The sequence below is a fragment of the Sphingomonas sp. P4_D12 genome, from assembly GCF_056401895.1.
Genome location: NZ_JBFUIL010000002.1, coordinates 576,350 through 602,407, shown reverse-complemented (window position 1 = coordinate 602,407; position 26,058 = coordinate 576,350). Strand labels below are relative to the sequence as shown.

Genomic DNA, 26,058 nt, shown 5'->3' with positions numbered 1-26,058 from the left:
TTGGGGTTCCGCCGTCCGCACCATGGCGCCACGCCGCGGAGTTTGGCACAACGCGTCTATGACCGCGCCTCGCCGCATCCCTGCCCTGCTCCTGCTGCTGCTCGCATCGTGCAATCCGCGCCCCGACACCGGGCCGGTGGTGGTGAGCGCGATCGGCGGGCGGCCGTCCTATCCCGACGTCAACAAGCGCCCGGCCGACACCACGCAGCGCCTGTTGCTCGACTCCACCGCGCAGGGCCTGGTGCGTTTCGACGCGAGCGGCCAGATCGAGCCGGGGCTGGCCGAGCGCTGGATCGTGATCGACCAGGGCCGCACCTATATCTTCCGCCTGCGCGAGGCCGAATGGAGCGACGGCGGCAAGGTCACCGCCGCCGACGTCGCGATCATCCTGAAGCGCGCCATCGCCCCGTCGTCGCGCAATCCGCTCAAGCCGTTCCTGACCGCGATCGACGATATCGTGTCGATGACCGACCAGGTGATCGAGGTGCGGCTGAGCCGGCCGCGCCCCGATCTGCTCAAGCTGTTCGCGCAGCCCGAACTGACGGTCCGGCGCGAGAATCCGCCGGGCGGGAGCGGACCGTTCCGGGTGTCCACTGCCGCCGCCAATTCGGTGATGCTGCGCCCGGCCTTCGATCCGGCACGATCGCCCGACGACGAGGTCGCCGAGCCCGGCCCCGAACAGAATGTCCAGCTGATCGGCGAAAGCGCCGCGCGCGCGCTGCTGCGTTTCAGGCACAAGGATTCGGATTTCGTGGTCGGCGGGGCGATCGGCGACTGGCCTTTGGTCGCGATGACCAAGGTCGCGCCGGCGAATATTCGCCTGGACCCCGCCGCCGGGCTGTTCGGCCTGGCGATCGTCAAGCGCGACGGCTTGCTGGCAGCCGCGGCCGGGCGCGCCGCGATCGCCGAGGCGATCGATCGCCCGGCGCTGATCGCGGCCTTCACGCCCGATTGGGGACAGCCGGTCGAGCGCCTGTTGCCCGACAAGCTCGATTCGTCGAGCGCGCCGGCGGTATCGGCCTGGGCGACGCTGACGCCCGATTCCCGGTTGGCCGATGCCCGCCAGCAAGTGGCGGCCTATCGCCTCGCCAATCCGGGAGAAATCGCCTTGCGGGTGGCGCTGCCCAACACGCCGGGCGGCAACATATTATGGGGTCAGATCGGCGCGCGGCTGGCGACGATCGGGATCCGACCGATCCGCGTGGCGATGACTGCCGAGGCGGACCTGCGGCTGATCGACGAGGTCGCGCCCTATGACAGCGCGCGCTGGTATCTCGCCACCGCTTGCGTGCTGTGCAGCGACGACGCGCAGGCTGCGCTGACCGCCGCGCGCGATGCCCCGACCATGGCGGAGCGCGCCACGCACATCGCCGAAGCCGATGCCGCGCTGGCCGCCGATATCGCCTTCATCCCGATCGCCCCGCCATTGCGCTGGTCGCTGGTGTCGCTGCGGCTGCAGCAATGGCAGGGGAACCCGCGCGCATGGCACCCGTTGAATCGACTACGGAACGACACCAACTAGATCGGACCATGGCCAACACGACCCGTATCCCGCGTCCCGATATCAGCCAGATCGTCCCGATGGGACGCGACGCCGCCTCCGTGCGCAAGCGCATCGAGGGGTTGGAGCATTTGCTCGAAGGGCTGATCAAGATCCCCGGCACCAACCAGAAACTGGGACTGGACGTGATCCTGGACCTGGTCCCGGGCATCGGCGACCTGGTCGGCGCCGCGCTCGGATCGTACATGGTATGGGAAGCGCGCAACCTGGGCATGTCGAAAACCCAGATGGCGCGGATGTTCGGCAATGTCGGCGTCGACTTCGCGCTGGGGCTGATCCCCTGGGTCGGCGCGGTGCCCGACTTCTTCTTCCGGTCGAACAGCCGCAATCTGAAGATCATCCGCAAGCATCTCGACAAGCATCACCCGTCGACGGCGGTGATCGAGGGGTAACGCGATCGTAGCGGCTAGGCGCCGTCGCAACCGGTCATGCGCATGGGTATTTCAGACTCCCCTCCCTGCAAGGGAGGGGTTGGGGGTGGGTGCGCGCGTCCGCGCGCTCTCAAAAACTCTGGTTCCGCTGGGCAAAACAGCATCGGACGAGGCATCGAGCCTCGCCCGATGCTCAACCCACCCCTTGATCCCCTCCCTGCAAGCAGGGAGGGGAAAATCCGGATGCCGATCTACCTAAAATTGCGTCAGTCGCCTCAACGCCGGCCGCGCCAGATCTTGAGGCGCGCATTGCCGGGAAGCCCGCCGGTATTGGGCTTGCAGCGTTCGTAAGCGAAGCGTCGGTCGAGGCACAGCCATAGCTCGTCGAGCCAACCGCCTTTCGCGGTCACGCGGAGCGCGCTCGCGGGAATGCCCGGGTTGGACCTGGCAAACGCCGCCGCGAACTCGCCGACGGTCAGCGGGCGGCGCGAGAGTGCGTCCATGTCGGGATAGCGGAGCTTGCCATACAGCGCGCTCGACCGCGCGAAATAGGCTGCCGGGGTCGTCCCCATGCAGGTGCCGTGCTTGGCCCATTCGTGCTGGATCAACTGCGCCGACGGGGTCGAACACAGCATGCCTTTGATCACGGGCGGCGGCACGAGATCGGTTGCCGTGCAATATTGCGGCCAGTCCTTGCCGACGCCATCCGGCCACAGGCCGTGCAGCGTGAAGCCGAACCGGTTGCCGCTGCCGCACTGAAACCGCGCCGAGGGCGTGAACCCGCCATTGCGACAGAATTGCGGTCCCCAAGTGATCGCCAGCGTATAGCCGCCGATCGGCAGCACGCGCTGCGGCTGGTCGGCGGTCGGCAATTCCGGGTTGGGCCGCGGCGGATTGGCGCTCGGCGTGCAGACCAGTGCCTGGGCATTGGCGATGCCGGGCAGGACTAACGCGGTCAGGGCCGCGAGCGTGGCGCGGGCTTTCATGCCGACGCTCCGAACCAGGCGGACGCGTCCCGCCGGAACAGACAGATAACCGCCAGTGTGGTCAGGATCAGCGACACCACCGACAGGCCGAGCGGTAGCGCCAATTGCGGCCCGCTGACGGTGAGCGAGAAGGCGAACCCGATCAATCCGAGCACATAGAGGATGGCGATCGCCCAGCGCGCGATATTGCTGCGCGTCCGTGCGGCGAAATACCATAGCAGCAGCCACAAGGTGAACGTGAATACCGTGAGCAGCGCCGGGAACCAGGGGCCGAGCATCTGCTTGACCTGCATCGTCTGCGGGTTGGCGTCGGTCGCGGCCCAGGTCATGGCGGTGTTCACCGCCTCCACCAGCACCGACCCCAGATAGAAGAGTTCGAACAGTCTGATCGACTTCGGTCTTGCCATAAATCCCCCTAAACCCCTGATATCTTTTATAATGGTCAGCCGATCGCGGCGAAATCAAGACCGATATCCGCGGCCGGCGCCGACTGCGTCAGCCGTCCGACGCTGATATAGGTCACGCCAGTTTCGGCGATCGCGCGGATCGTGTCGAGCCGCACCCCGCCCGACGCCTCGGTCGGCACGCGCCCGCCGACCAGGGTCACCGCCCCGCGCAGGGTCGGCACGTCCATATTGTCGAGCAACAGGTGCGTCGCCCCTGCCGCCAGCGCCGGCTCGATCTGATCGACGCGATCGACCTCGACGATGATCCGTTCGATCCCGGCGGCGGCGGCGCGGCGTACGGCCTCCGCGACCGATCCGGCCACCGCGACATGATTGTCCTTGATCATCGCCGCATCCCACAGGCCCATGCGATGATTGGTCGCGCCGCCCATTCGCGTCGCGTATTTCTCGAGCAACCTGAGGCCCGGGATGGTCTTGCGCGTATCGAGCAGGATGGCGCCGGTCCCGGCGATCTTGTCGACATAAGCGCGCGTCATCGTGGCGATGCCCGACAGATGCTGGATCGTATTGAGCGCCGAGCGTTCGGCGGTAAGCATCGCGCGGCCCATGCCTTTGAGGCGCATCAGGTCGGTGCCGGCAGCGACTCGCTGGCCATCGGCGACCAGCCGCTCGATCGCCACGCCTGGGTCGAGCGCACGAAAAAAGGCCTCGGCGATCGGCAGGCCGGCGACGGTGATCGCGTCGCGGCTATCCATCACGCCGGTGAAGCGCGCATCGGCCGGGATGACGGCGGCAGAGGTGATGTCTCCGCCATCGCCAAGATCCTCGGCGAGCGTGGCGCGAACGAAGGCGGAGAGGTCGAAACCAGGCAGGTCGAACATGGCCATGCTGGTAGCGCGCCGTGATCGGGCGCGCGACCCCATAATCGTCAGAAGGTCGCTGCCGAGACTACCGATACCGCGCCCGCCTGACGCTTCTTTCCGATCGTGGCGAACCGCGCGTTGGTCCAGGTCAACCGGCTGATGTCGAATCTGAATTGCTGCCGAATATCTTTGTGCCAACTATGTGAGGGCAAATCGACGAGCGCAGGAGCGGCCGTGCCTGTCGCGAGAGGGAGAGAGACCGAGATGACCGCCTATATCGCCCTGCTCCGTGCGGTGAATGTCGGAGGGACCGGCAAGCTGCCGATGACCGAATTGACGGCGATGTGCGAAGCGGCCGGGTTCGCCAAGGTGAAGACCTATATCGCCAGCGGCAATGTCGTCTTCGCCTCGGGCAAGAGCGAAGCGGCAGTGAAGGGCGCGCTCGAACAGGCGATGCAGGCTTATGCCGGCAAAGCGGTCGGGGTGATGGTGCGCACCGCCGCCGAAATGGCCGCCGTGCGCGACGCCAATCCGTTCGCGGATGCGCCGGGCAATCGCGTCGTCGCGACGTTTCTGGATGAGGCGCCGGCGAAGGACGCGATCGAGCAGGCGACGAACGTCAATGGCGAGGAAATGGCACTCGGCAAGCGCGAGATTTACATCCGCTATCCCGAGCACGGCATGGCGGATTCGAAGCTCAAGATCCCCGGCGCGAAAACCGGCACCGCGCGCAACATGAACACCGTCGCCAAGCTGGCGGAGATGGCGGCGAAGCTCTAGACATCCCCGCAACGACAAGGGCTTCCGCACAAGCCCGCGACAAAAGGGAAAATCTGCATGCGCCGCACCGCCTTCCTGTTGCTCACCGCGACCGCCACGCTCGGCGCTTCGGTACCCGCCGCGACGCCTGCCGTATCGAAGGCAATCAGCGCCAATGCGCAGTTCGCGGCACTGTCGAAACGCTATGTCGACAGCCTGGCGCGCTTCTCGCCGGTCGGCGGAACGCAGCTTGGCGACCATCGCTTCGACGACAAATTGCCCGACATCACCGCGCGCGGCCGCGGCAATCAGGCGGCGTTCGATCAGGCGATGCTGGGCTCTATGGCGCGGATCGATTTCAAGGCGCTGAGCCGCGACAATCAGGTCGATTTCCTGCTGCTCAAGAACGCGCTCGATTACGAGCTCTGGGATATCCAGGTGCTCAAGAGCTGGTCGTGGAATGCGCAGAATTACAACGATGCCGCGGCCGGCGCGCTCTACACGTTGGCCGCGCGCGATTTCGCGCCCTGGCCCAAGCGGCTCAAGGCGGCGACCGCGCGAATGGAGGCGCTCCCCGCCTTCCTGCTCGAAACACGGCAGCAGCTGATCGCGGCGAAAGTGCCGCAAATCTATGCGAGCACGGTCGCCAAGCAGAATTCGGGGATCGTCGAGATCGCCGAGGGCATGCTCGCCCCGCACGCCAATGAGCTTGCGCCGGCCGACAAGGCACGGTTCGATGTCGCGCTGAGCAGATTGAAGGCCGCGGTGGCCGATCAGCAGGTCTGGCTCGACAAGACGCTGGTGCCCGCGACCAAGGGCGATTTCCGCTTGGGCGCAAAGCTTTACGACCAGAAGATGAAGTTCGCGCTGATGTCGACGATGACGCGGCCCGAGCTCAAGGCCAAGGCGACCGCTGCCGCGGCGGCGACGCGCGCGGAGATGTACCGGCTCGCGCAACAGGTGCTGGCGAGCAAGGCGAGCGCCCCTGCCCTCCCCGCCAATCCGACTCGCGACCAGCAACAAAAGGCGATCGAGGCCGCGCTCGACCTGACCTATGCGCAGCGTCCGGCGCGCGACGGGGTCGAGGCTGCGGCCAAGGCGACCTTGGCCAGCGCGAGCGACTTCGTGCGGGCCAAGGGACTGGTGACGATGCCGACCGCCCCGGTGAAAATCATCACCATGCCCAAATTCCAGCAAGGCAATGCCGTCGCGTATTGCGATTCCCCCGGACCGCTCGACAAGGGGCAGGATACGTTCTTCGCGATCTCGCCGATCCCCGACGATTGGAGCGAGGCGCAGGCGACTTCGTTCCTGCGCGAATATAACAGCTATATGATCCACGACCTCAGCATCCATGAGGCGATGCCGGGGCATTGGCTGCAGATCGACCATTCGAACCAGGACAAATCGGTGCTGCGCGCGGTGTTGTCGTCGGGCCCCTTCGTCGAAGGCTGGGCAGTCTATGCCGAGGGGATGATGGCGGATGAGGGTTATCTGAATGGCGATCCGCTGTTCAAGCTGACCGTGCTCAAGATGCGGTTGCGCTCGATCACCAACACGCTGCTCGACATCGGCATCCAGACCGAGGGCATGACCCGCGACCAGGCGGTGGACCTGATGATGAAGGGCGCGTTCCAGCAGGAGCGCGAGGCGGCAGGAAAATGGGTCCGCGCGCAGCTCTCCTCGACCCAGTTGCTCAGCTATTTCTCAGGCTATGAGGAGCATATGGCGATGCGCGAGGAGGCGAAGCGCCGCTGGGGCGCGAAGTTCGACCTCAAGACCTATAACGATGCGGTCCTGGCGCACGGCTCGCCGCCGGGACGGTTCGTGCGGGAATTGGTGTTTAACCTGCCGATACGATGAACGAGCCGTCGCTCGACCTATAGCCCCCGCCGTCCAGTTCAATCCAATCCCGTGGGCTCTTTAACGCAGCGAGCTCGGTCGGCTCGGAAATCAGAGCAGCCAGAGCTGCCTGCACCTTCTGCGCCGAGCGAACCAGTTCGCCCCAGCGAGCGTCAGCTAGGATCGCGTCACAATCATATGGATCGTCATTCGGAGGCCTATAGTTTTCAACGAGGCGATGGAACGGCGACATCGCCACATATTCCGCTTCGATCATGTAACCCAGCGATACCCACCGGTCGATCTCATGTCCGGGGAAGAAGGCATCGTCAAAATAGCAGGCCATGCACTCGACGTACGAATAGTGAGGATTGTGCTCGCTCGTATCCAGCCAGCGCCGCTGCGTATCGGTATCGGCAAAATGTTGGAGTGCGCTCAGCCAGCGCTGCCGCCACATTGCGCGCGACTGTTCGAACGTCGGCTCGAATTTATCCTCCGACGGCAGCGCTCCCCTGGCGCGCCCGCGAAGGCGGCCAATCAAGCCGAGCCATTTCAATCCCCCGTCACCTTAGCCGGTCCGAGGTCGCCCATCCCCACCGTCGCCGAGGCCATGCTCAGCATCGCGTCGAGGCTCTTCTTCGCCTTCAGCCGCAACTCCTCCTCCATCTCGATCCGCGGCTCGAGGTCACGCAGCGCGACGTAGAGTTTCTCCATCGTGTTGAGCGCCATGTACGGGCAGATGTTGCAGTTGCAATTGCCGTCCGCGCCCGGCGCGCCGATGAAGTGCTTGTTCGGCAGCGCCTTTTCCATCTGATGGATGATGTGCGGCTCGGTCGCGACGATCAGCGTGTCGCCTTCGAACTCCTGGGCATATTTGAGGATGCCGCTGGTCGAGCCGACATAATCGGCATGGTCGAGGATGACCGGCGGGCATTCGGGGTGCGCGGCGACCGGGGCGCCGGGGTGCTGCGCCTTGAGCTTGAGCAATTCGGTCTCGCTGAACGCCTCGTGGACGATGCACACGCCCGGCCACAGGATCAGGTCGCGGCCGGTCTTGCGCGCGAGATAGCCGCCGAGATTGCGGTCGGGGCCGAAGATGATCTTCTGGTCCTTGGGAATCTGGCTGAGGATCTTTTCCGCCGACGAGCTGGTGACGATCACGTCGCTCAGCGCCTTCACTGCCGCCGAGCAGTTGATATAGGTCAACGCGATCGCATCGGGATGCTGCGCGCGGAAGGCTGCGAACTGATCGGGCGGACAGCTGTCCTCCAGGCTGCACCCGGCATTCATGTCGGGCAGCACGACGATCTTTTCGGGCGACAGAATCTTCGCCGTCTCGGCCATGAAGCGCACGCCGCAAAAGGCGATGACCTCGGCGTCGGTCGCCTGCGCCTTGCGGCTGAGATCGAGGCTGTCGCCGACGAAATCGGCAATGTCCTGGATTTCCGGCTTTTGATAATAATGCGCCAGGATGACGGCATTGCGCTCCTTGCGCAGCCGATCGATCTCGGCGCGCAAATCGAGGCCCGTCAGCGTCCCACCAATACCTTTGCGCGCGTCCATCTACATGCTCCCGCCACTAAGCGGCTCATGTGGACACGGAACGCCCCGTGATCAAGGGACCGCTGGGCGGCACACCCGGCTCGAGCGGTGGGATTGCCGCGCCGGGGGACCCTGCTGTCACGCCGCGATAGATGGCGCGGCCGATTGGACTGAAGGTAATCAGTTCGACCAATAATAGCGACGCGATCATCGTGCCGATGCCCCAGCGCCACGCCGGATGCGCGCGGCCGGTGCGGCGCCGGTCCGCGATCACGCCGATCACCGGAAAGATCATCGTAGCGGCAAATGTCGCCTCATAGGACCAGGGCGCGAGCAACGGCATCGGCAACAACCGTCCGAAGGCCGGGCCGAGCAACAGCGACATGCCACAATAATGCAGCCGTCGATGCCAGTCGGTTTTTCGGCGCATCCCGATCGCCGCGGCGGTCAGGCCGGCAAAGGTGAAAACGGTCATCGGATCGAAGACGAGGAATTGCAGCGGCGTGAAAAAGAACGGCACCTGTCCACGCCGCACCATCGCCACGGTCACCGCGCAGCCGAGCACGACCATCGCCGCTGCCCAGGCGGCCGCCAGCCAACCGAGCCGGCGATGCAGCACCATCGACCCGGTCGCCGCGAATATGTTCTGCAACAGGTAGATCGTCACCCAACCCATGAAGACGATGGCGTGCGCGTGGACCAGCGGCGGCGATGCGAAGGTCGACCGGCCCATCGCCAGTTGCAGCGAAAAGCCCGCGGCAATGATGACCGCCATCGCGACCGACGTCTTCAGAAAGAATTTGCCGTCCGAACCCGAACCAATGAATGGTGCCGCGATTGTTGCCATGCTTTTTCCCTCCGGACAGGCGACAGTTGCACTAGGATCCGTGCCGTAGCGCTCTCACGCCCCCGGCAGCGGTGGATAGGCGAATGGCGGCAGCGCGGCGCCGGGCGAACCGGCGGTAATCCACTCATGCAACGCCGCGGCGATCGGCGACGCGCCGAGCAGGTCGGTCACGATCCGCACCGCGACGAGCGTGCCGAAGCCCCACAGCCAGGCGCGGTGCACGCTACCGGTTCGCCGCCACTCGATCGTGATCGCGATCAGCGGAAAGAGCAGGATCGTCGCGGTCTCGACATGCGGCGTATAGGGAATGAACAACGGCATCGGCAGGATGCGGCCGAACCCTGGCCCCATCAGCCCGGCCATCGCGCAGAAATGCAGGCGCTTGTGCCAGTCGGTCCGGCGACGCAGCATGATCGCCGCGGTCGACAGGCCGGCGAAGGTATAGACCGTCAGCGGCGCCATCACGGTGAAATAGGCCGGCGTGAAGATCGGCGCCGAACGGCCCAGCCGGAGCGACTGGTACGCGACCATCGTTCCGACCACGACCATCAACGGGATCCACGCCGCGCCGATCCACCCCACGCGCTTGTGCAGGGCGATGTTGCCGCTGGTGCCGAGCAACGTCTGGGTGAGGTAGATCATCGTCCACCCGAAAAACGTCAGTGCATGCGCATGGACGTAAAGTGGGGCGCCGAAGCTCGATCGTCCCGCCGCGAGTTGCATCGAGAAGCCGGCGACGAGCACCAGCACCATCGCGATGCCACCCCAAAAAAACACGCGATCTTCTCGCGTCATGCCATGACCGGCCGGTGCCAGCGTCGCCATTCGAGTACCCCCCACGAATTTTCCCGCGGAGAGATCATAACGCGCCCGTTGCGATTAGCCAAATTGCGCGGAGCCCCTACTCCCCTCCCGCTCGCGGGTGGGGAACCTTGCGATCAGCGCTTGTAGGTCACGCCATCGAGTGGCTTCGACATGTCCCAGATCTCGTCATTCTGACCCTCGCCGGCGAAGCGCACGCGGACCGTCGCATCGAGTCCCGCCGCCTTGAGCGGCAGCGCGAAACTCTGTTCGACCGCGCGCCGGGTCGCGTCGCGCGCCAATTTCATCGGCTCGGGCTGGAGCGCCTGGCTGGCGAGTTCCTTTTGCGCCGCGGCCTTGTTGGTGTCGTCGAGTTGCGATCCGACGTCAGTGAAGGTGCCCAGTACGCCGTTATGGCCATAGCTCTTGATCGCGTTGATATTGATGCGCGGCGCGGACGGCATCGGCTGCGGCAGGGTCACGCCCAGGGTCTTGCTCTTCGCGTCCCATACGACATCGCGCTGGGTGAGCTTGCTGAGGTCGACATCGTAATCGACCGTTCCGGGCATGATCAAGGTGCGTTCGGTCGACAGGCCGAAGCGCGATTGGGTCGAGGTGACGACGGCGACATAGCTCGCCTGGAAGGCCGACAGCTTGTTCTGCTCGCGCAGCCCCTGGATGCTCGCGGTGGCGATCGTCACCGGATCGGGATCGACCCGCGCCTTGATGTACGACTGCACCACCCACAATCCGCCGGCGAAAAACAAGGCGATCAGCGCCAGTGCGCCGCCGAACTTGATCAGAAAGCTGGTCGCAGCACCATTGCGGCTGTGTTTCAGATCTTCTGCCATATATCCCCCTGATCGGCGACGATGTGCCGGTCGCGCAGTTCATAGAGGTGCGCGAGGACCGATCGCTCGGCGGCGGGAAACAAGCGCGGGTCGATGCCGACATACATTTTCGCCACCATCGCCGGGATCGTGCGCGGCTCGGCGTCGAGCAGGCGCAATATCTGCCCCTCGCGTTGCTTGCGGTGGCCGATCAGCCCGCGCACCAGGCGCTGCGGCTTGTCGACGGGGTCGCCATGCGCCGGGTAATAGATGCGGTCGTCGCGCGCCTGGAGCTTGATGAGGCTGTCCATATAGGCGGCCATGTCGCCATCGGGCGGCGAGACGATGGTGGTCGACCAGCCCATGACATGATCGCCGGTGAACAGCGCCTTCGTCTCCGGAAGCGCGAAGGCGAGATGGTTCGATGTGTGCCCCGGGGTCGCGATCGCGGTCAGCGTCCAGTCGCTGCCCGACACGCTCTCGCCTTCCGCCATCACCGCGTCGGGCGCGTAATTGGCGTCGAAACTGGCATCGGCACGCGGGCCGAGATCCTCGAGCGCGAGCGGGGCGCAGCCGACGATCGGAGCGCCGGTCCGGGCCTTGAGCGGCGCCGCGCCGGGGCTGTGATCGCGATGCGTATGGGTGATGACGATGGCGGTGACCGCGCGGCCGCCGATCGCGCGGACCAGCGCGTCGATATGCCGGGGATCGTCGGGACCGGGATCGATCACCGCCAGATCGGCTGTGCCGACCAGGTGGGTCTGGGTGCCGGTATGGGTGAAGGGGGACGGATTATCCGCCAGAACCCGCGTCACCAGCGGTTCGAGGACCTGCGGTACGCCGGGCTTTTGCTCGTCCATGCCGGTCGAGATGGCGGCTGGAACGGGGCTTGGCAAGGGTTGGAGCATCGCGCGGAAAAGTGGATACCGGTTTTCCGCAAAGCGGTGCGACCACAAATAACCCGGTCAGTTGGTCGGGCGGCGGGCGTGCTGTGGACCTGATCTGGGAGCCCCTCTCCCGCTTGCGGGAGAGGGAGGGACCCGCCGCGAACCGGTGGGAGGGTGAGGGTCTTCTTTCTTCTGCTTCGACATACGCTTGGAAGAAGGAAGAAGACCCTCACCCAACCCTCTCCCGCAAGCGGGAGAGGGCTTTAGGCATTACCGCGGCCGCATAGCCGAGGTCGCGCGGCGCCGCCGCCCTTCCTCCCTGATCTGCCAGCCCCTCTCCCGCTTGCGGGAGAGGGAGGGGCCCGCCGCCGAAGGCGGTGGGAGGGTGAGGGTCTTCTTTCTTCTTCTGTCACGGCAAACGCTTGGAAAAAGAAAGAAGACCCTCACCCAACCCTCTCCCGCTTGCGGGAGAGGGCAAAGCGATCAATCCGGATTGGCCATGTCGGCCTGCATGTCCCTGATCGAGTCGTCGATGCTCTCGAGCGCATCGCGTTTCGCCTCCGCACCCATGCGCTCATCGCGGGCGACCCGCTCGCGGGCGCGGTGGAGACCTTCAAGGGCATGGGCATAGGCCATGCGCTGGATGTCCTTGGACTTCTCGATATTGGCATTGCTCATCGCGACGACGCGTTCGATGCGGTCGTTGCAGATGATGACGATGCGCTTGTCGCCGCGCGTCTTGTTGACGACCATGTTGCGATCGTCACCGCCGCCGCAATTGCTCGAGCGCACGTCGGGAACGTTGACCGGGCCGACCCAATCCTCGGTGACCGAATTGCCGTCCTTGCCGACGCGAACGATCTTGAAGCGCTTGGAGACCTTCCTGGTGCCGCCGTCGCTGATCGCGACATTACTGCCGTCGATGGGCGGCAAGGGCGCTACGTCGGCGGGCGGCGGCGGAGGCGCCGGCAGATCGACGCCTTCGGGCTCGGCGGCGGGCGGGGGCGCGGCTGGCGCCGACTGCAATTTCGCCGCGACACGCGCGTCGATCGTCGCGATGTCGATCCCGGTGGCCTTCTCGACTCCGGCGCGGACGGTGGCGGCAGCGGGCGTGCCGCTGGCGGTGGCGGCCAGGCCGCCGATCATCAGCGCCGTGACGGCGGTGCCGCCCAGCGTCAGTCGAAGCCGTGAACGGCGTCCGGTGGTAAGCATCCTCAAACGTCCTTTCAGATCTTGTATGGTGTGGAGGTGGCAGGCCGCCGACACCGCGCCGCCATGCGCCGCCTTGACGATCGCACAGGCATAAGTGTGCCGGTCGATCGCCGAACGGCCAGCGAGAACGAGCGCGTCATTGGCCATTTCCTGATCGGCACGGAATGCGCGGAAAGCGCGCCACGCCAGCGGGTTGAACCAGTGGAGGGCGAGCACCGCCAGCGCGACCCAATTGGCGATCAGGTCGCCGCGCTGATGGTGGCCAAGCTCGTGCAGCAGCGCGAGTTCACGCTCGTCGGCGTCGTAGCGCTCGGCGAAATCGCGGGGAAAGGCGACGTAACGGCGGAAGATGCCGAAGGCGAGCGGCCCCGACGCCGCCGAGGTCTCGATCACTTCGATGTCGCCGGCGCGCTCGGTGGAGACGCTCTGGTCGATCATCCGGCGACAGAAGCGCCAATGGCCAAGCGCGTGCCAGGCAAGGAATGCCGCCGCGCCCACGCCCCACAGCACGGCCAGAGCCGCGCCAAGCGAGGAGTAGAGGGACGTAGGCGCGGCGGCCGAGCCTCCGAGCGGCTCGATGACGTAAATGGTGACGGTCTGGCTTGCCCGGTTGAGCAATTGCGGTGCCGCGCTGTGCAGTTGCGGCAGAGGCGGCAGCAGCAGCCGGACCGCGGGAAGCGCCCAAAGCGCATAGGCGATTCCGGGTCCGAACTGACGGCGGACCGGCGCGCGGATGACGAGCACTACCGCCATCAGCAGCGTGGAGGCGAGCAGCGCCTCGATCGCCCAGGCAATCACGCCTTGAGCTCCTTCAGGATGGCCTCGATCTCGGCAATGTCCTGCGCGGTCAATTGGTCGCGGTCGGCGAGATGCGCGACGAGCGGGGTCAGCTTGCCGCCGAACAGGCGATCGATCAGCCGCTGCGATTCACCCGCGACATAATCCTCACGCTCGACGAGCGGACGATAGAGGTAGCGCCGACCCTCTTCCTCATGCGCGATCGCGTTCTTCGCGAGCAGGCGCCCAAGCAAGGTCTTGACGGTATTGGCGCTCCAGCCGCGCTCGGTCGGGACGCGCTCGGCGACGTCCTGTGCCGTCAGGGGGCTTTCCTCCCACAGTACTTCCATCACCGCATGTTCGGCATCGCTGATGCGTTCGGCCACGACTCGTTCTCCCTCACGACTACGCATGTAATCGCATTGATTACGAGTGTAGTCAAGAACAGAGGGCGGCGTTCGCGATATTCCGTCATGCCGGGCTCGTCCCGGTATCGACTTGGCCATGCGGCTAACGGTGATGCCATCAGCCCTCTCCCGCGTGCGGGTGCGCCGGGTCGGTCATGCCCCCGGCATGACCTGAACAGCGCGGGGCGCTGTTCACCCGGTGCAGGTTGGGTGAGGGTCTTCTTTCTTCTTCCAAGAGAATGAAATTCAAGAAGCAGAAAAAGAAGTAAGAAGACCCTCGCCTTCCCMCCSCCTTCGGCGGCGGGCCCCTCCCTCTCCCGCGAGCGGGAGAGGGATTCGTGACGGACGATAGAAAACGTCGGGATTTCTTACAGAGACAACGGCCACCCGATGGCCGTTAACCATCGAGTCCCGCGGAAATCCGTCATTGGCACGGACTGGCACGCCCTCTGCAATGTATCGCGTGCCCGAGCGGTTTCCCGCTTCAGCAGGGCGGACCGGTCGCTCCCCCGATCTCGCGCCGGTCCGCCCTCACCCGGCTTCTCAGCAGATCAGACTTTCCTCGCGGTCACTCGGCAGCGAGCGGTTGCGGCTCCCGGACACCGCCGAACCACCCGCTTTTGCCGGCGGTCGCGCGCGCGGCGCTATGCGCCATCGCCTTGGGATAGATGTCGCCGAGCAACCGCTCGAAGGTACGCTTCCAGCTGAAGTTGGTTTCGACGTGATGGCGCGCCTCGATGCCGATCGCGTGATGATCGTCGCGCCAGATCTTGAGCACGTTCGCGGCCATTGCCCTCGTGTCGTCGACCGGCCCCAGCAGGCCGAGACCCGGGGGCACGCGATCGGGCATCGCGCCCGACGCGACGCCGACAATCGGCAATGCGCAAGCCTGGGCCTCGAGCACCGAGATGCCGAACGTCTCATCGGCCATGGCCGAGACATAGATGTCCGATGACGCCAAGGCGCGAGCAAGTTCGGCGCGGTTTTTTTCGAACCCCGGGAAAGCGACCGGTAGGCCCCTCGCCTCGGTTTTGAGCCGATCCATCAATTTGCCGTCGCCGATCATCACCATCGCGGCGTCGAGATCGCGCGGCAATTGCTTGAACATGGCGATCAAGCGGTCGGCGCGCTTCTCGTTATCGACGCGGCCGGCATAGACGAGCAGCGGCCCGCGAAAGTCGAAGCCGAGCTCGTGGCGAAATGCCGGGTCGCGCTTGGCCGGCGAGAACATGTCGATATCGACACCCAGCGGCAGCACGTCGGTGCGCGTGATCCGGCGCTGCGCCAGCACCTCCCTGGCGTCCTCGCTCAACGTATAGACCCAGTCGAACTCGCGATAAGTGAGCTCGGCATAGCCATAGCTCAGCCATTGCAGTCCGCGACCGATCGTCTCGCCGAACTTGTCGCGGCCGACCCGATAGACATGCGCGTTGGGGAAATCGGTGCGATAGCCGGCGACCAACGTCGTTTCCGGGAATTTCCTGCGATGATTGATCGCGGTCCAGGGCAGCACCCAGGGACACAGCGACTCGATCACGTCGGGCCGGTATTTCGCCAGGATGTCGCGGACCACGGCGGTGCGCAGGATGAACCGGTAATTGGGGCTGCCGTGCACGCGCGGAGCGCCCACCTCCGCGAAGATGTGGCGGCCATTGACCGTGATCTTGTCTTCCGGCCCCGGCACGATCTGAAGCAGATGATGCGGGGTGTGAGTCAGCACATAATCGCGCTTTTCACGCAGATAGGTGCTGATACCGCCACCGCCCGAAGGCGCGTAGCTTTGAGTCAAATCGCATAGGATCAGCGGCGCACCGCTCTCTCCTGCGCGGCGCGGGGGGTCGCCTTGCAGCAGCATGTTTATTCCCTTTTACACGCGCGCCGGTCAGGCGGCGGGAGTAGCTCCTTGTGCGGCGAGAAGCTGCGACAGCTCCCCACTCTCGTACATTTCCATCATGATGTCGGAGCCGCCGACGAATTCGCCCTTCACATAGAGCTGAGGAATGGTCGGCCAGTCGCTGAACGCCTTGATTCCCTGACGGACTTCCTGATCCTGGAGCACGTCGACGCTGTCGAACTCGACCCCAAGATGCTGGAGAATCGCCACAGCGCGGCTCGAAAAGCCGCATTGCGGGAATAAGGGGCTCCCTTTCATGAATAGCAGTACGTCAGAACGCTGTACCAGTTCCGCAATACGCGCCTGTGCGGCGTCGGTCATCGTCTTCACTCCTTCATTCGGCGGCGGTGGTGAGCTGGAGCGCATGGAGCACTCCGCCCATCCGGCCGCCCAACGCGGCATAAACCGCCTGATGCTGCTTCACACGTGACAGGCCGCTGAACGACTTGCTCACCACACGTGCAGAATAATGGTCGCCGTCGCCGGCCAGATCGGTGATCTCGACCCGCGCGTCGGGAATATTCGCCACGATCAACGCGCGTATGTCATCGGCCGCCATCGGCATTTTAGTTGGATTCCATCAATTGCCGGCGCGCTTCGACCATTCGGTCCTCGATCGCCCTGCGGACATCGGCTTCCTCCACCTCGACCCCGGCAGCGGTCAGGTCGCCATACAGCTTGCGCACGACGTCTTCGTCGCCGGCTTCCTCGAAATCGGCCTGGACGACTGCCTTGGCATAAGCGTCGGTTTCTTCGGGGGTCAGCTTCATCAGCCCGGCCGCCCATTGGCCGAGCAGCTTGTTGCGCCGGGCGATCACGCGGAACGCCATTTCTTCATCGCGCGCGAACTTGGTTTCGAAAGCGCGTTCGCGGTCGTCGAAGGTGGTCATGGCTACTCCCTGGCGTTTCGTTACGCCTGGGGAGATAGGATTGCGCGGCGGCTATGGGAAGGGGTGGATCTGTTCCTCCCCAACACGGATGGGAAGGCGCTAGTCCGCGACCTTGACCACCAGCTTCCCGATCGCGCCGCGCGCTGCCATCTTGGCGATGGCGTCGCCGCCGCGTTCGAACGGGAAGACCTCGGTCACACGCGGCGCGATGCTGCCGTCCTTCCACAAACGGAACAAGCGATCGACATGGGCGCGATTGGCCTGGGGATCGCGCGCGGCGAACGCGCCCCAGAACACGCCGCAGACGTCGCAGCTCTTGAGCAGGGTCAGGTTGAGCGGCAATTTTGGGATGCCGGCAGGAAAACCGACGACCAGATAGCGCCCTTCCCATCCGATCGAGCGCAAGGCGGGCTCGGCATAATCGCCGCCGACCGGATCGTAGATCACGTCGGCGCCGCCGGCGCCCAGCACGGCCTTGAACTGATCGGCGAGCGCCTTTGACTGATCCTTGTCGAACGGGGCGCGGCCATAGATGACGACATCGTCGGCACCGGCGTCGCGGCACGCCTGCGCCTTTTCCTCGGACGACACCGCCGCCACGACGCGCGCGCCGAACGCCTTGCCGAGCTCGACCGCGGCCAGGCCGACACCACCGGCGGCGCCAAGCACGAGCAGGGTCTGCCCTTCCTTGAGGTGACCGCGATCGAGCAACGCATGGATGCTGGTGGCATAGGTCAGGAGCAATGACGCCCCTTCCTCGAAACTGCGTTCGGCGGGGAGCGCATAGAGCGACGCGGCGGGCACCGCGATTTTCTCGACCAGGCCACCGGCGCCCGTCGTGCACAAGACGCGATCGCCCGGCTTGAAGTCGGTCACACCCTCGCCGACGCTCTCGACCACGCCCGATACCTCGCTGCCCGGGGCAAACGGGCGCGGCGGCTTCATCTGGTATTTGTCCTCGATGATCAGGACGTCGGGATAATTGATGCTGCAGGCCTTGACCGCGACGACCACCTGACCCGCCCCTGCAACGGGATCGGGCAGATCGTCCATTATTAGCGTTTCAGGTCCGCCCGGCGCTTTCGACAGCAAGGCCCGCATAGTCTCTCTCCCGGCTCAACCACGGCCGTTCTGACGAGACCGCGGATTCGTATTTCGAAATCGCGGTATCCCTTGCCAGCGTCAATCCCACCTCGTCCAGCCCTTCCATCAGGCACTGGCGTCGAAAAGGATCGATGGAGAATTCGAAGCGGTCCTGGAACGGCGTGGTGACCGTCATGGTTTCCAGATCGACGGTCACGTCATCGGTCTTGGCGACCTCGACCAGGCGGTCGATCGCGTCTTGCGGCAGGACGACAGGCACGATCCCGTTCTTGACCGCATTGCCCGAAAAGATGTCCGAATAGCTCGGTGCGATGATCGCCTGCACGCCCATGTCCATCAGCGCCCAGGCGGCGTGCTCGCGGCTCGACCCGCAGCCGAAATTGTCCCCGGCGATCAGGATCGGCGCGCCGGCGTAGCGCGGATCGTCGAAGATATTGCCGGGCTGGGCGCGCACCGTTTCGAACGCGCCCTTGCCCAGGCCGGCGCGGCTGATCGTCTTCAGCCAGTGCGCCGGGATGATCACATCGGTATCGACGTTCTTCGCGCCCCAGGGATAGGCGCGGCCTTCAACCTTGCGGACTGGGGTCACTTATTGGGCTTTTCACTTGGCTTTTCGGGAGGAGCAGGCATCGCCATCGCGGCATAAGCGGCGATACCGCTCAGGATGGAACCGGCGACCAGCAGAACGAGTACGCGTTTCATTGGCGATCCCCCATCAACTCGCGGACGTCGGTCAATCGGCCCGTTACCGCCGCCGCCGCCGCCATTGCCGGGGATAATAAATGTGTTCGCGCCCCGGGACCCTGCCTTCCTACGAAATTCCGATTCGAGGTGGAAGCGCATCTTTGACCAGGCGGTACTTTATCGGGGTTCATTGCCAGGCACATCGAGCATCCGGGCTCACGCCATTCGAATCCGGCGGAAATGAAGATGCGGTCGAGCCCTTCGATTTCCGCCTGCCGCTTGACCAGACCGGAGCCCGGCACGACCAGCGCGCGGACGCCGTCGGCGACATGGCGACCATTCGCCACCGAGGCTGCGGCGCGCAGATCCTCGATCCGGCTGTTGGTGCAGCTGCCGATGAAGACCTGATCGACGCCAACGTCCTGCATCGCGGTGCCCGGAGTCAGACCCATGTAATCGAGCGACTTTTGCGCCGCGACGCGCTTCGAAGGATCCGCGAAGCTGTCGGGATCGGGCACGCGTCCAGTGATCGGAACCACATCTTCGGGGCTGGTGCCCCAGGTCAGCGACGGCGCGATGTCGCTCGCCGACAGGCGGACGGTCGCGTCATAGACCGCCTGGGCATCGGTCGGCAGCGTCCGCCACCAGGCCACCGCCTTGTCCCATTCCTCACCCGATGGCGCCATCGGACGCCCCTTGAGATAGGCGAAGGTCTTGTCGTCGGGTGCGATCAGGCCGGCGCGCGCACCAGCCTCGATCGACATGTTGGCGACGGTCAGCCGCCCCTCGATCGACAGATTGCGGATCGTGTCGCCGGTATATTCGATGACATAGCCGGTACCGCCAGCCGCGCCGATCCGGCCGATGATCGCCAGCACGACATCCTTGGCCGACACGCCGAAGCCGAGTTCGCCGTCGACGCGGATTTCCATCGTCTTCGATTGCTGGAGCAACAGCGTCTGGGTGGCGAGGACGTGTTCGACCTCGCTGGTGCCGATGCCGAACGCCAGCGCGCCGAGCGCGCCGTGCGCCGAGGTATGGCTGTCGCCGCAGACGAGCGTCGTGCCGGGCAAGGTGAAGCCCTGTTCGGGGCCGACGACATGGACGATGCCCTGCGCCGCGGCGAGCGCGTCGATATAGGGTACGCCGAATTCGGCGACGTTGTGGCGCAACGTCTCGAGCTGGTTGGCGCTTTCGGGATCGGCGATCGGGATCGCGTGCCCGGCGGCATCGACGCGCGGCGTCGTCGGCAGGTTATGATCGGGAACCGCAAGCGTGAGATCGGGCCGGCGCACCGCGCGTCCGGCGGCGCGGAGCCCCTCGAACGCTTGCGGGCTGGTGACTTCGTGGACCAGGTGGCGGTCGATATAGATCAGGCAGGTGCCGTCGTCGCGGCGTTCGACGACGTGCGCGTTCCAGATTTTCTCATAGAGGGTCTGCGGGTGGGGGGTCATGACGGCGACTTACTCCCTCCGCGCCCGATCGCAAGCAACAAAGGAAAACTGTCAGCCGGTCAGAATGAAAGAAAACGGCGACGCGACAGGATTCGCCGCGCCGCCGCCCGGGGGTGGGCCGGATACTATTCCGCTGGTTCGGGTTCAGATTCCATCTGATCGACGGTCGCCGTCACGACCGCATGCAAGGCGTCGTCCGAAGCAGACATGACCGCTCTCCTCACAGCTGAAATATAATTTCCGCTGACAAATGATGTTTTGGCGGGAAAACGCACTTTTACGGAGTTGCGTAAATTAATTACGTCGGATTCAACCTTAGATCGATTCGACAAGAGTCCAAGCGGCGAATAATATTTCGCCACCATTATGGGCCAATTTCCTATCGTGAGATTAAATCACTCTTTGGGCGATGAATAGCTCGCGTCATGTTGGAACGGCATCGGACCATTTTCGCGTAGCGCCGCGAGGATCGCCGGGAAATCGGTCGCGCAGCGGAAGCCCAGCCCGCGTTCGATCGCGCCAGCGTCGTAGACGCGCCCAACCTGTTGCGGCAGCTGCCAGCCACGCGCCGCGAACAGCTCGGCGGCGTCGGGAAACAGCCGCGCGATCACGGCTCGTGCATCGCGTTTCAGCTCGACGACATCGTCGCGCGAAAACGGCGTCGGCGCCGAGGCGATGTAGGTGGCAAAGCCGATCGTCGGGGCGCGTTCGAGCGCGGCGATATGCGCCTGCGCACAATCCTCGACCGTCAGCCGGCGATTGAGGAACTCGTTGGCCTTCATATTCTCGCCCGACAGATCGCGATGCGTGTCGTCATCTTCGGGAAAGAAGCGCGAGGTGCGCAGGATGATGATCGACAGGCCAGTCTCGGCATGCACCAAGCGGCACAGTTCCTCGGCCGCGCGCTTGGTCACGCCATAGATGTTGCGCGGGCTGAGCGGTCCGCTGCTCTCGTCGAGCCACACCGCCTCGTCGGCAGTCTCGTCGCGGATTGCCTGGGTGATCATCAGCGACGTGGTCGAGGTGAAGACGAACCGGTCGGCGCCTGCCGCGATCGCGCATTCGAGCAGGTTCAATGTCCCGGTCACATTGACGTCAATGAACGCCTGGCGCGGATAGCGCACGATATCCGGCTTGTGCAGCGCGGCGCCGTGGATCACTCCCTCGATCCCATGGCTGAACATCACGCGTTCTACCAAGGCGCGATCGGCCACGCTGCCGACGACGCGCGTGTCGGGACCGGGCGCGACGTCCATTCCGACGACCTGGTGACCGGCGGCGCGCAGCATCGGCGCGAGATAGCGGCCCAGCCAACCGGTCGATCCCGTCAACAATACGCGCATGCTATCCGGCCTCTATCTCCGCCATTTCCCGTCCACACCGGTTGCCGCTCGGCGCGGCTTGCGTCACGCCGTGGCCAGCACCTCGTATTTGGCTGTCGTCTTCGCCGCGACCTCGTCCGCGGTGACGCCGGGCGCAAGCTCGATCAGGCGGAACGGCGACTGGTGATCGGGCCGCTGGAACACGCATAGATCGGTGACGATCATGTCGACCACGTTCTTGCCGGTCAGCGGCAAGGTGCAGGCCGGGATGAACTTGGGATCGCCGTTCTTGCTGGTATGCTCCATCACGACGATGATCTTCTTGACGCCGGCGACGAGGTCCATCGCACCGCCCATGCCCTTGATCATTTTGCCGGGGATCATCCAGTTGGCGATGTCGCCATTCTCCGCGACTTCCATCGCGCCGAGCACGGTCAGGTCGATATGCCCGCCACGGATCATCGCGAAACTGTCGGCAGAGGAGAAATAGACCGATTGCGGCAGCTCGCTGATCGTCTGCTTGCCGGCGTTGATCAGGTCGGGGTCTTCCTCGCCGGCGAAAGGAAACGGGCCGATCCCGAGCATGCCGTTCTCCGACTGCAGCGTCACTTCGACGCCGACCGGAATATGGTTCGCGACAAGGGTCGGGATACCGATGCCCAGGTTCACATAATAACCGTCACGCAGCTCCTTCGCGGCGCGGGCGGCCATGTCGTCACGAGTCCAACCCTTGTTTTCTTGGGCCATCAATCATCCTTTCTGGCAACCACCACGGCGGGCGGCAGAGCATCGTCTTCGGTGGGCGCGCCGCGCTCGGCATCGAGCCCCATCCAGATCCGTTCGAGCGCCTGATCCTCGGGCACGCCGATCGCCTTGGCGTAGGTCGACGCCGCATTGCGGATGACATCGACCATCGCGATGCCGAACAAGGCCGGGTCGGCACCGAGCGGGCGCGGATTGACGAAACTCAACGTGCCGCCATGCTTTGCCCAGACGCGCAGGAATTCGCGGCTGTCGCCAAGCGTTTCGGCGAACGACACGAGGTCGATCGGGATCGGTTTGTCGGTCATATTGTCACGGACGGGGCGGCGGACGCCGCCACAGGTCGGGGCGCGCGGGCGCTGTGGGTGTCGGCGCGGGTACCGCGGGCACCGGCGCGGCAACAGGAACAGGCGCGGTGGCGGGGACCGGCGCGAGCGGCTGCGCGCCCGGATCGGTCCAGCGCCGGTCCTTGGGGAAGACGTCGTCGATATCGCCCTTGAGCGCGGTCCCATAGACCGGGTTCGGCAGGACGAACCAGCCATGCCCCCACAGCATCCTGAGCTTGGGCGAATTTGTCTGCGCGCGGCGTTGCGCGGGGGTCGTGCCCGGCATGTTGAACAGATCGGTGAAATCGCCGAGCTGGTCGCCGACCATCGCGATCACGCAATATTTGCCCGAAATCGCCCAGCGCCGGGCATCCTTGCCGCTGCCGCCCGTCGCGTCGTCGCCCTTCAGCCATAGATTTTGCAGGTGAACCACCGGGCCCAGGCCGGCCAGGGTGAGCGCATCGATCGTCGCCGAGGCGTTGACCGAGGCGCGGTTGGAGTTGAACACCACTTCGATGCCGCTGGCACGCGCCGCCCGCAATGCATCGAGCACGCCCGGGACCGGGTTGACCGCGGCCACGCCGCTCGCTTCCCAGCGATCCCAGCGTTGCTGGTCATAAGCACCGCTGCGCTGGCTGTCGTCGGCTTCGTACCCGAGGTTCAGCAGCGCGGTCTCGTCGATGTCGAGCACGACCGCGGGGCGCTGCCTGGGGCCGCATTTGAGGAATTTGGGGGCGTCCAACGTCGCGTCAGGTGCGAGCACGACCGACGATATCGGATGGCCGACCGCGAAATCGCCGCCGCGCGCGACCAGGAAATCGGTCAGCGTAAGATAGGCCTGGATCGACACCGCCGACGCTTCGCCCGACCCGTAGAGATATTGCATGCCAGGCGGCACGGTGCCCGGCGCCGGCGGCGGAGGTGCCGCTGGCGTGGTCGGGCCGGCGGAGGGAATTGCGTCGGCCGCCGGGATTCCGGTCGGCACGGCCTGCGCGCCGGCGGCGGCGACCGCGGGCGGGGTCGCCGACGGCAGATCCTCGTCCTTCTTGCCAAAGAACTGCTTCTTGCCGATCGCGCCCGCCGCCAGCACCGGCACGGCGGCAGCGACGCACCCGCTGGTCGCGGTGCTGCCGACCAGCAGCATCAGCAGCGCGAAGCGCCCCTTGCTCACGCCGCGGCCCGCTCGCGCACGGTGCGGAATTCGATCTTCTTGTCGTAGGGGCTGCCGACGATCAGCCGGTTCACATAGATGCCGGGCAAATGGACCTGATCGGGATCGAAGCTGCCAACGGGCACGATTTCCTCGACTTCGGCGATGCAGACCTTGCCGGCAGTCGCCATCGGCTGGTTGAAATTGCGCGCGGTCTTGCGGAAAATGAGGTTGCCCGCCTCGTCGGCTTTCCAGCCCTTGATGATCGCCAGATCGGCGCGGATGCCGCGTTCGAGGATATAGTCCTCGCCGTCGAACGTCTTCACTTCCTTGCCCTCGGCGACCTGAGTGCCGACCCCGGTCTTGGTGTAGAAACCGGGGATGCCGGCGCCGCCCGCGCGGCAGCGTTCGGCGAGCGTGCCCTGGGGGCAGAATTCGACCTCGAGTTCGCCGGCCAGATATTGACGCTCGAATTCCTTATTCTCGCCGACATAAGACGAGATCATCTTCTTGACCTGGCGTGTGCGAAGCAGCTTGCCGAGCCCTTCCCCATCCACGCCGGCATTGTTGCTGGCGATCGTCAGGTCCTTGGTGCCGGCATCGCGGATCGCGTCGATCAGGCGCTCGGGAATGCCGCACAGGCCAAACCCGCCGGCACAAATCGTCATGCCGTCGAACAATACGCCATCGAGCGCCGAGGCGGCATCGGAATAGAGCTTACGGGCCATGCGGACTCCTTGGGTGATGCGCGCCGAATAGATGGCGGCGCGAGAAGGAGCAAGCGCGCGCACCGACTTTGCGGCCGGGCCGGACTCACTGTTCGCATGTGCGGCAAAATAGCGGCGGGCGCCCGGTCCTTCCGCCCCAATCCCGCCATGAACCGTGTTCAAAGCGCGACGAACCGGGGGGTCGCGAGGCCCTCCGGTTTTGTTTTTACAGGAGTTTTTATGCGTTTCCTTATCGCGTCCGCCCTGTTGGCCAGTGCCGCCATCGCTACCCCTGCCCTGGCGCAGGATGCCCCCGCCTCCGCCCCCGAGGGCAAGGAATTCCAGGGTTTCAAGATCCTCGCCGTGACCGGCATCGACCATGTCACCAGCTCGGCCGGTAACGAGACCGGCCTCTCTTATGGCGGCGTCGTCGGCTACGATTATCAGGCAGGCAAGGCCGTGTTCGGCGTCGAAGGTGAAATCGACGGTTCGACCGCCAAGGATTGCGCCAACAACGTCTTGGCCGCGGGCGATCGTCTTTGCGTCAAGGCCGGCCGCGATCTCTATGCCGGCGTCCGCGCCGGTGTGGTCGTCGGCAACAAGGCGCTGCTCTACGTCAAGGGCGGCTATGCCAATGGCCGCATCAACGCGACCTACACGGCCGGCGGGACCACCACCAAGGATGGCACCAATTCGGACGGCTGGCGCGTCGGCACCGGCGTCGAACTGCCGTTGGCTAACAACCTGCTCGTTCGGGCCGAATATCGCTACACCAACTATTCGGACAGCGATGTGGCTCGCCATCAGGGCCTGGTCGGCTTCGGCGTGAAGTTCTGATCTGACGATCGACCAGGGTCTGAGTACAGACCCTATACGGACAGCAGGGGCCGCGCGGGGAAACTCGCGCGGCCTTTTCGTTGCTAGACCTGCGTCCCGAACAGGTGACCGATGGCGGCAGTGACGGCCATGGCGAGCGCGCCCCAGAACACGACGCGTATCGCACCGCGTATCTGGCTCGCGCCGCCGGCATGCGCGCCGATCGCGCCGGTCGCGGCGAGGAGCACGAGCGTGACGGCCATCACTGCGAGGACCAGCGAGCGGCCGCCGAACAACAAGGTCATCAGCACCGGGACGATCGCGCCGGTGGCGAAACTCGCGGCCGAGGCCAACGCAGCCTGGACGGGCCGCGCGGCGAGATCCTCGCTGATCCCCAATTCGTCGCGCAGGTGCGCGCCCAGGGCATCATGCGCCATCAGCTGATCGGCGACCTGAAGCGACAAATCATGGTCGAGCCCGCGGTGGCGATAGATGGCGGCGAGTTCCTGGCGCTCGGCTTCGGGTTCGTCGGACAATTCCGCGGTTTCGCGCGCGATGTCGGCGCGCTCGGTATCGGCCTGGCTGCTGACCGACACATATTCCCCGGCCGCCATCGACAAGGCACCGGCGGCGAGCCCCGAAATCCCGGTCAGCAGGACAGTGGTACGGTCGGCATTGGCGGCGGCGACGCCGACGATCAGGCTGGCGGTCGACAGGATGCCGTCATTGGCGCCGAGCACGGCCGCGCGCAGCCAGCCGATGCGCTGGACCAGATGCCGCTCGCGATGTCGTCGGATCGCCATTCGTCCCCCGTAGATGGTTTCCGGACCGGAACAATAAGTGCTTTTCCGAGCACC

29 protein-coding genes are annotated in these 26,058 nt (G+C 65.1%); 5 read left to right on the top strand and 24 right to left on the bottom strand.

Translation table 11 applies throughout. From position 1 onward, the window contains the following. Nucleotides 1-58: 58 nt before the first annotated feature. Nucleotides 59-1,522: an ABC transporter substrate-binding protein gene (locus tag AC1DSD_RS05425; RefSeq protein ID WP_478028891.1), complete on the top strand. Its 1,464-nt coding sequence runs from the start codon at nt 59-61 to the stop codon at nt 1,520-1,522. An 8-nt stretch (nt 1,523-1,530) separates the two neighbouring features. Then, nucleotides 1,531-1,953, top strand: coding sequence for a DUF4112 domain-containing protein (locus AC1DSD_RS05420; protein ID WP_478028890.1), 423 nt, complete (start codon nt 1,531-1,533; stop codon nt 1,951-1,953). Nucleotides 1,954-2,207: 254 nt separating this feature from the next. Here the strand turns inward: AC1DSD_RS05420 and AC1DSD_RS05415 are convergent, their stop codons facing one another. Genes AC1DSD_RS05415 through nadC form a run of 3 tightly spaced genes read right to left on the bottom strand, consistent with a single transcriptional unit; the run spans nt 2,208 to nt 4,212 of the window. Beyond that, a complete protein-coding gene (locus AC1DSD_RS05415; RefSeq protein WP_478028889.1) occupies nt 2,208-2,918 on the bottom strand; it encodes a ribonuclease T2 family protein in 711 nt (236 codons plus the stop codon). Further along, the gene (locus AC1DSD_RS05410) at nt 2,915-3,325 is read right to left on the bottom strand and encodes a hypothetical protein (RefSeq protein ID WP_478028888.1); all 411 of its coding nucleotides are present in this window, start codon (nt 3,323-3,325) and stop codon (nt 2,915-2,917) included. Before AC1DSD_RS05410 ends, AC1DSD_RS05415 begins: the two co-directional genes overlap by 4 nt. A gap of 35 nt (nt 3,326-3,360) precedes the next feature. Beyond that, nucleotides 3,361-4,212: a carboxylating nicotinate-nucleotide diphosphorylase gene (gene nadC, locus AC1DSD_RS05405; RefSeq protein ID WP_478028887.1), complete on the bottom strand. Its 852-nt coding sequence runs from the start codon at nt 4,210-4,212 to the stop codon at nt 3,361-3,363. Between the two features lie 240 nt (nt 4,213-4,452). On the opposite strand from nadC, the gene AC1DSD_RS05400 reads away from it, so the two are divergent. Both AC1DSD_RS05400 and AC1DSD_RS05395 read left to right on the top strand, forming a co-directional pair. Next, nucleotides 4,453-4,968 carry a DUF1697 domain-containing protein gene (locus AC1DSD_RS05400; RefSeq protein ID WP_478028886.1) on the top strand — a complete coding sequence of 172 codons (516 nt, stop codon included), beginning with the start codon at nt 4,453-4,455 and terminating at the stop codon, nt 4,966-4,968. 57 nt (nt 4,969-5,025) lie between these two features. After that, a complete protein-coding gene (locus AC1DSD_RS05395) occupies nt 5,026-6,810 on the top strand; it encodes a DUF885 domain-containing protein (protein ID WP_478028885.1) in 1,785 nt (594 codons plus the stop codon). On the opposite strand, the gene AC1DSD_RS05390 is transcribed toward AC1DSD_RS05395, so the two are convergent. From AC1DSD_RS05390 to AC1DSD_RS05295, 20 genes are all read right to left on the bottom strand, one after another. Then, nucleotides 6,791-7,345 carry a hypothetical protein gene (locus tag AC1DSD_RS05390; protein ID WP_478028884.1) on the bottom strand — a complete coding sequence of 185 codons (555 nt, stop codon included), beginning with the start codon at nt 7,343-7,345 and terminating at the stop codon, nt 6,791-6,793. The genes AC1DSD_RS05395 and AC1DSD_RS05390 overlap by 20 nt on opposite strands. Beyond that, nucleotides 7,342-8,352, bottom strand: a complete 1,011-nt coding sequence (gene nadA, locus AC1DSD_RS05385) for a quinolinate synthase NadA (RefSeq protein WP_478028883.1) — start codon at nt 8,350-8,352, stop codon at nt 7,342-7,344. The genes AC1DSD_RS05390 and nadA overlap by 4 nt, the downstream gene beginning before the upstream one ends. 25 nt (nt 8,353-8,377) lie before the next feature. Next, nucleotides 8,378-9,178, bottom strand: coding sequence for a hypothetical protein (locus AC1DSD_RS05380; RefSeq protein ID WP_478028882.1), 801 nt, complete (start codon nt 9,176-9,178; stop codon nt 8,378-8,380). 54 nt (nt 9,179-9,232) lie between these two features. Beyond that, the gene (locus tag AC1DSD_RS05375; RefSeq protein WP_478028881.1) at nt 9,233-10,003 is read right to left on the bottom strand and encodes a hypothetical protein; all 771 of its coding nucleotides are present in this window, start codon (nt 10,001-10,003) and stop codon (nt 9,233-9,235) included. 113 nt (nt 10,004-10,116) lie between these two features. Then, the gene (locus tag AC1DSD_RS05370; protein WP_478028880.1) at nt 10,117-10,830 is read right to left on the bottom strand and encodes a DUF4230 domain-containing protein; all 714 of its coding nucleotides are present in this window, start codon (nt 10,828-10,830) and stop codon (nt 10,117-10,119) included. Further along, nucleotides 10,815-11,669, bottom strand: a complete 855-nt coding sequence (locus AC1DSD_RS05365; RefSeq protein WP_478029024.1) for an MBL fold metallo-hydrolase — start codon at nt 11,667-11,669, stop codon at nt 10,815-10,817. The genes AC1DSD_RS05370 and AC1DSD_RS05365 overlap by 16 nt, the downstream gene beginning before the upstream one ends. Before the next feature lie 510 nt (nt 11,670-12,179). After that, nucleotides 12,180-13,706, bottom strand: a complete 1,527-nt coding sequence (locus AC1DSD_RS05360) for a M56 family metallopeptidase (protein ID WP_478028879.1) — start codon at nt 13,704-13,706, stop codon at nt 12,180-12,182. Further along, on the bottom strand, nt 13,703-14,071 hold the full coding sequence (locus tag AC1DSD_RS05355) for a BlaI/MecI/CopY family transcriptional regulator (protein WP_066812593.1): 369 nt from the start codon (nt 14,069-14,071) through the stop codon (nt 13,703-13,705). The genes AC1DSD_RS05360 and AC1DSD_RS05355 overlap by 4 nt, the downstream gene beginning before the upstream one ends. A 589-nt stretch (nt 14,072-14,660) precedes the next feature. Continuing rightward, nucleotides 14,661-15,947: a glycosyltransferase gene (locus tag AC1DSD_RS05350; protein ID WP_478028878.1), complete on the bottom strand. Its 1,287-nt coding sequence runs from the start codon at nt 15,945-15,947 to the stop codon at nt 14,661-14,663. Between the two features lie 27 nt (nt 15,948-15,974). Then, a complete protein-coding gene (gene grxD, locus AC1DSD_RS05345) occupies nt 15,975-16,307 on the bottom strand; it encodes a Grx4 family monothiol glutaredoxin (protein WP_478028877.1) in 333 nt (110 codons plus the stop codon). A gap of 13 nt (nt 16,308-16,320) precedes the next feature. Next, complete coding sequence (locus AC1DSD_RS05340) at nt 16,321-16,551, bottom strand: BolA family protein (protein ID WP_066812599.1); 231 nt, start codon at nt 16,549-16,551, stop codon at nt 16,321-16,323. A gap of 1 nt (nt 16,552) precedes the next feature. Next, nucleotides 16,553-16,876 (bottom strand): DUF1476 domain-containing protein, encoded by a 324-nt coding sequence (locus tag AC1DSD_RS05335; protein WP_478028876.1) that lies wholly within the window; start codon nt 16,874-16,876, stop codon nt 16,553-16,555. 99 nt (nt 16,877-16,975) lie between these two features. Continuing rightward, entirely contained in the window at nt 16,976-17,977 is a 1,002-nt protein-coding gene (locus AC1DSD_RS05330; protein WP_478028875.1) for an NADPH:quinone oxidoreductase family protein, read from the bottom strand. Further along, nucleotides 17,940-18,569 (bottom strand): 3-isopropylmalate dehydratase small subunit, encoded by a 630-nt coding sequence (gene leuD, locus AC1DSD_RS05325; RefSeq protein ID WP_478028874.1) that lies wholly within the window; start codon nt 18,567-18,569, stop codon nt 17,940-17,942. The genes AC1DSD_RS05330 and leuD overlap by 38 nt, the downstream gene beginning before the upstream one ends. A 109-nt stretch (nt 18,570-18,678) precedes the next feature. After that, on the bottom strand, nt 18,679-20,118 hold the full coding sequence (gene leuC / locus AC1DSD_RS05320; RefSeq protein ID WP_478028873.1) for a 3-isopropylmalate dehydratase large subunit: 1,440 nt from the start codon (nt 20,116-20,118) through the stop codon (nt 18,679-18,681). A gap of 395 nt (nt 20,119-20,513) precedes the next feature. Continuing rightward, nucleotides 20,514-21,461: an NAD-dependent epimerase/dehydratase family protein gene (locus tag AC1DSD_RS05315; RefSeq protein WP_478028872.1), complete on the bottom strand. Its 948-nt coding sequence runs from the start codon at nt 21,459-21,461 to the stop codon at nt 20,514-20,516. 63 nt (nt 21,462-21,524) lie between these two features. After that, nucleotides 21,525-22,187 carry a CoA transferase subunit B gene (locus AC1DSD_RS05310; protein ID WP_478028871.1) on the bottom strand — a complete coding sequence of 221 codons (663 nt, stop codon included), beginning with the start codon at nt 22,185-22,187 and terminating at the stop codon, nt 21,525-21,527. Then, entirely contained in the window at nt 22,187-22,510 is a 324-nt protein-coding gene (locus tag AC1DSD_RS05305) for a DUF5076 domain-containing protein (RefSeq protein ID WP_478028870.1), read from the bottom strand. Before AC1DSD_RS05305 ends, AC1DSD_RS05310 begins: the two co-directional genes overlap by 1 nt. Before the next feature lie 4 nt (nt 22,511-22,514). Then, a complete protein-coding gene (locus AC1DSD_RS05300; RefSeq protein WP_478028869.1) occupies nt 22,515-23,699 on the bottom strand; it encodes an HAD family acid phosphatase in 1,185 nt (394 codons plus the stop codon). After that, a complete protein-coding gene (locus AC1DSD_RS05295; RefSeq protein WP_478028868.1) occupies nt 23,696-24,406 on the bottom strand; it encodes a CoA transferase subunit A in 711 nt (236 codons plus the stop codon). The genes AC1DSD_RS05300 and AC1DSD_RS05295 overlap by 4 nt, the downstream gene beginning before the upstream one ends. 219 nt (nt 24,407-24,625) lie before the next feature. Between AC1DSD_RS05295 and AC1DSD_RS05290 the strand changes: the two genes are divergently transcribed. After that, entirely contained in the window at nt 24,626-25,222 is a 597-nt protein-coding gene (locus tag AC1DSD_RS05290; RefSeq protein WP_478028867.1) for an outer membrane protein, read from the top strand. An 83-nt stretch (nt 25,223-25,305) separates the two neighbouring features. On the opposite strand, the gene AC1DSD_RS05285 is transcribed toward AC1DSD_RS05290, so the two are convergent. Then, nucleotides 25,306-26,004 (bottom strand): VIT1/CCC1 transporter family protein, encoded by a 699-nt coding sequence (locus AC1DSD_RS05285; RefSeq protein WP_478028866.1) that lies wholly within the window; start codon nt 26,002-26,004, stop codon nt 25,306-25,308. Nucleotides 26,005-26,058 lie beyond the last annotated feature (54 nt).

What these genes read in the sequence shown, in the direction of transcription:
- AC1DSD_RS05420 (WP_478028890.1), top strand. Translation starts at nt 1,531, where the DNA reads ATGGCCAACACGACCCGTATCCCGCGTCCCGATATCAGCCAGATCGTC.
- AC1DSD_RS05410 (WP_478028888.1), bottom strand. Translation starts at nt 3,325, where the DNA reads ATGGCAAGACCGAAGTCGATCAGACTGTTCGAACTCTTCTATCTGGGG.
- AC1DSD_RS05330 (WP_478028875.1), bottom strand. Translation starts at nt 17,977, where the DNA reads ATGCGGGCCTTGCTGTCGAAAGCGCCGGGCGGACCTGAAACGCTAATA.
- AC1DSD_RS05395 (WP_478028885.1), top strand. Translation starts at nt 5,026, where the DNA reads ATGCGCCGCACCGCCTTCCTGTTGCTCACCGCGACCGCCACGCTCGGC.
- AC1DSD_RS05305 (WP_478028870.1), bottom strand. Translation starts at nt 22,510, where the DNA reads ATGACCGACAAACCGATCCCGATCGACCTCGTGTCGTTCGCCGAAACG.
- nadA (WP_478028883.1), bottom strand. Translation starts at nt 8,352, where the DNA reads ATGGACGCGCGCAAAGGTATTGGTGGGACGCTGACGGGCCTCGATTTG.
- leuC (WP_478028873.1), bottom strand. Translation starts at nt 20,118, where the DNA reads ATGACCCCCCACCCGCAGACCCTCTATGAGAAAATCTGGAACGCGCAC.
- AC1DSD_RS05380 (WP_478028882.1), bottom strand. Translation starts at nt 9,178, where the DNA reads ATGGCAACAATCGCGGCACCATTCATTGGTTCGGGTTCGGACGGCAAA.
- AC1DSD_RS05375 (WP_478028881.1), bottom strand. Translation starts at nt 10,003, where the DNA reads ATGGCGACGCTGGCACCGGCCGGTCATGGCATGACGCGAGAAGATCGC.
- AC1DSD_RS05370 (WP_478028880.1), bottom strand. Translation starts at nt 10,830, where the DNA reads ATGGCAGAAGATCTGAAACACAGCCGCAATGGTGCTGCGACCAGCTTT.
- nadC (WP_478028887.1), bottom strand. Translation starts at nt 4,212, where the DNA reads ATGGCCATGTTCGACCTGCCTGGTTTCGACCTCTCCGCCTTCGTTCGC.
- grxD (WP_478028877.1), bottom strand. Translation starts at nt 16,307, where the DNA reads ATGACCGACGCCGCACAGGCGCGTATTGCGGAACTGGTACAGCGTTCT.
- AC1DSD_RS05290 (WP_478028867.1), top strand. Translation starts at nt 24,626, where the DNA reads ATGCGTTTCCTTATCGCGTCCGCCCTGTTGGCCAGTGCCGCCATCGCT.
- AC1DSD_RS05425 (WP_478028891.1), top strand. Translation starts at nt 59, where the DNA reads ATGACCGCGCCTCGCCGCATCCCTGCCCTGCTCCTGCTGCTGCTCGCA.
- AC1DSD_RS05285 (WP_478028866.1), bottom strand. Translation starts at nt 26,004, where the DNA reads ATGGCGATCCGACGACATCGCGAGCGGCATCTGGTCCAGCGCATCGGC.
- AC1DSD_RS05335 (WP_478028876.1), bottom strand. Translation starts at nt 16,876, where the DNA reads ATGACCACCTTCGACGACCGCGAACGCGCTTTCGAAACCAAGTTCGCG.
- AC1DSD_RS05295 (WP_478028868.1), bottom strand. Translation starts at nt 24,406, where the DNA reads ATGGCCCGTAAGCTCTATTCCGATGCCGCCTCGGCGCTCGATGGCGTA.
- AC1DSD_RS05400 (WP_478028886.1), top strand. Translation starts at nt 4,453, where the DNA reads ATGACCGCCTATATCGCCCTGCTCCGTGCGGTGAATGTCGGAGGGACC.
- AC1DSD_RS05350 (WP_478028878.1), bottom strand. Translation starts at nt 15,947, where the DNA reads ATGCTGCTGCAAGGCGACCCCCCGCGCCGCGCAGGAGAGAGCGGTGCG.
- AC1DSD_RS05415 (WP_478028889.1), bottom strand. Translation starts at nt 2,918, where the DNA reads ATGAAAGCCCGCGCCACGCTCGCGGCCCTGACCGCGTTAGTCCTGCCC.
- AC1DSD_RS05310 (WP_478028871.1), bottom strand. Translation starts at nt 22,187, where the DNA reads ATGGCCCAAGAAAACAAGGGTTGGACTCGTGACGACATGGCCGCCCGC.
- AC1DSD_RS05340 (WP_066812599.1), bottom strand. Translation starts at nt 16,551, where the DNA reads ATGCCGATGGCGGCCGATGACATACGCGCGTTGATCGTGGCGAATATT.
- AC1DSD_RS05365 (WP_478029024.1), bottom strand. Translation starts at nt 11,669, where the DNA reads ATGGACGAGCAAAAGCCCGGCGTACCGCAGGTCCTCGAACCGCTGGTG.
- AC1DSD_RS05315 (WP_478028872.1), bottom strand. Translation starts at nt 21,461, where the DNA reads ATGCGCGTATTGTTGACGGGATCGACCGGTTGGCTGGGCCGCTATCTC.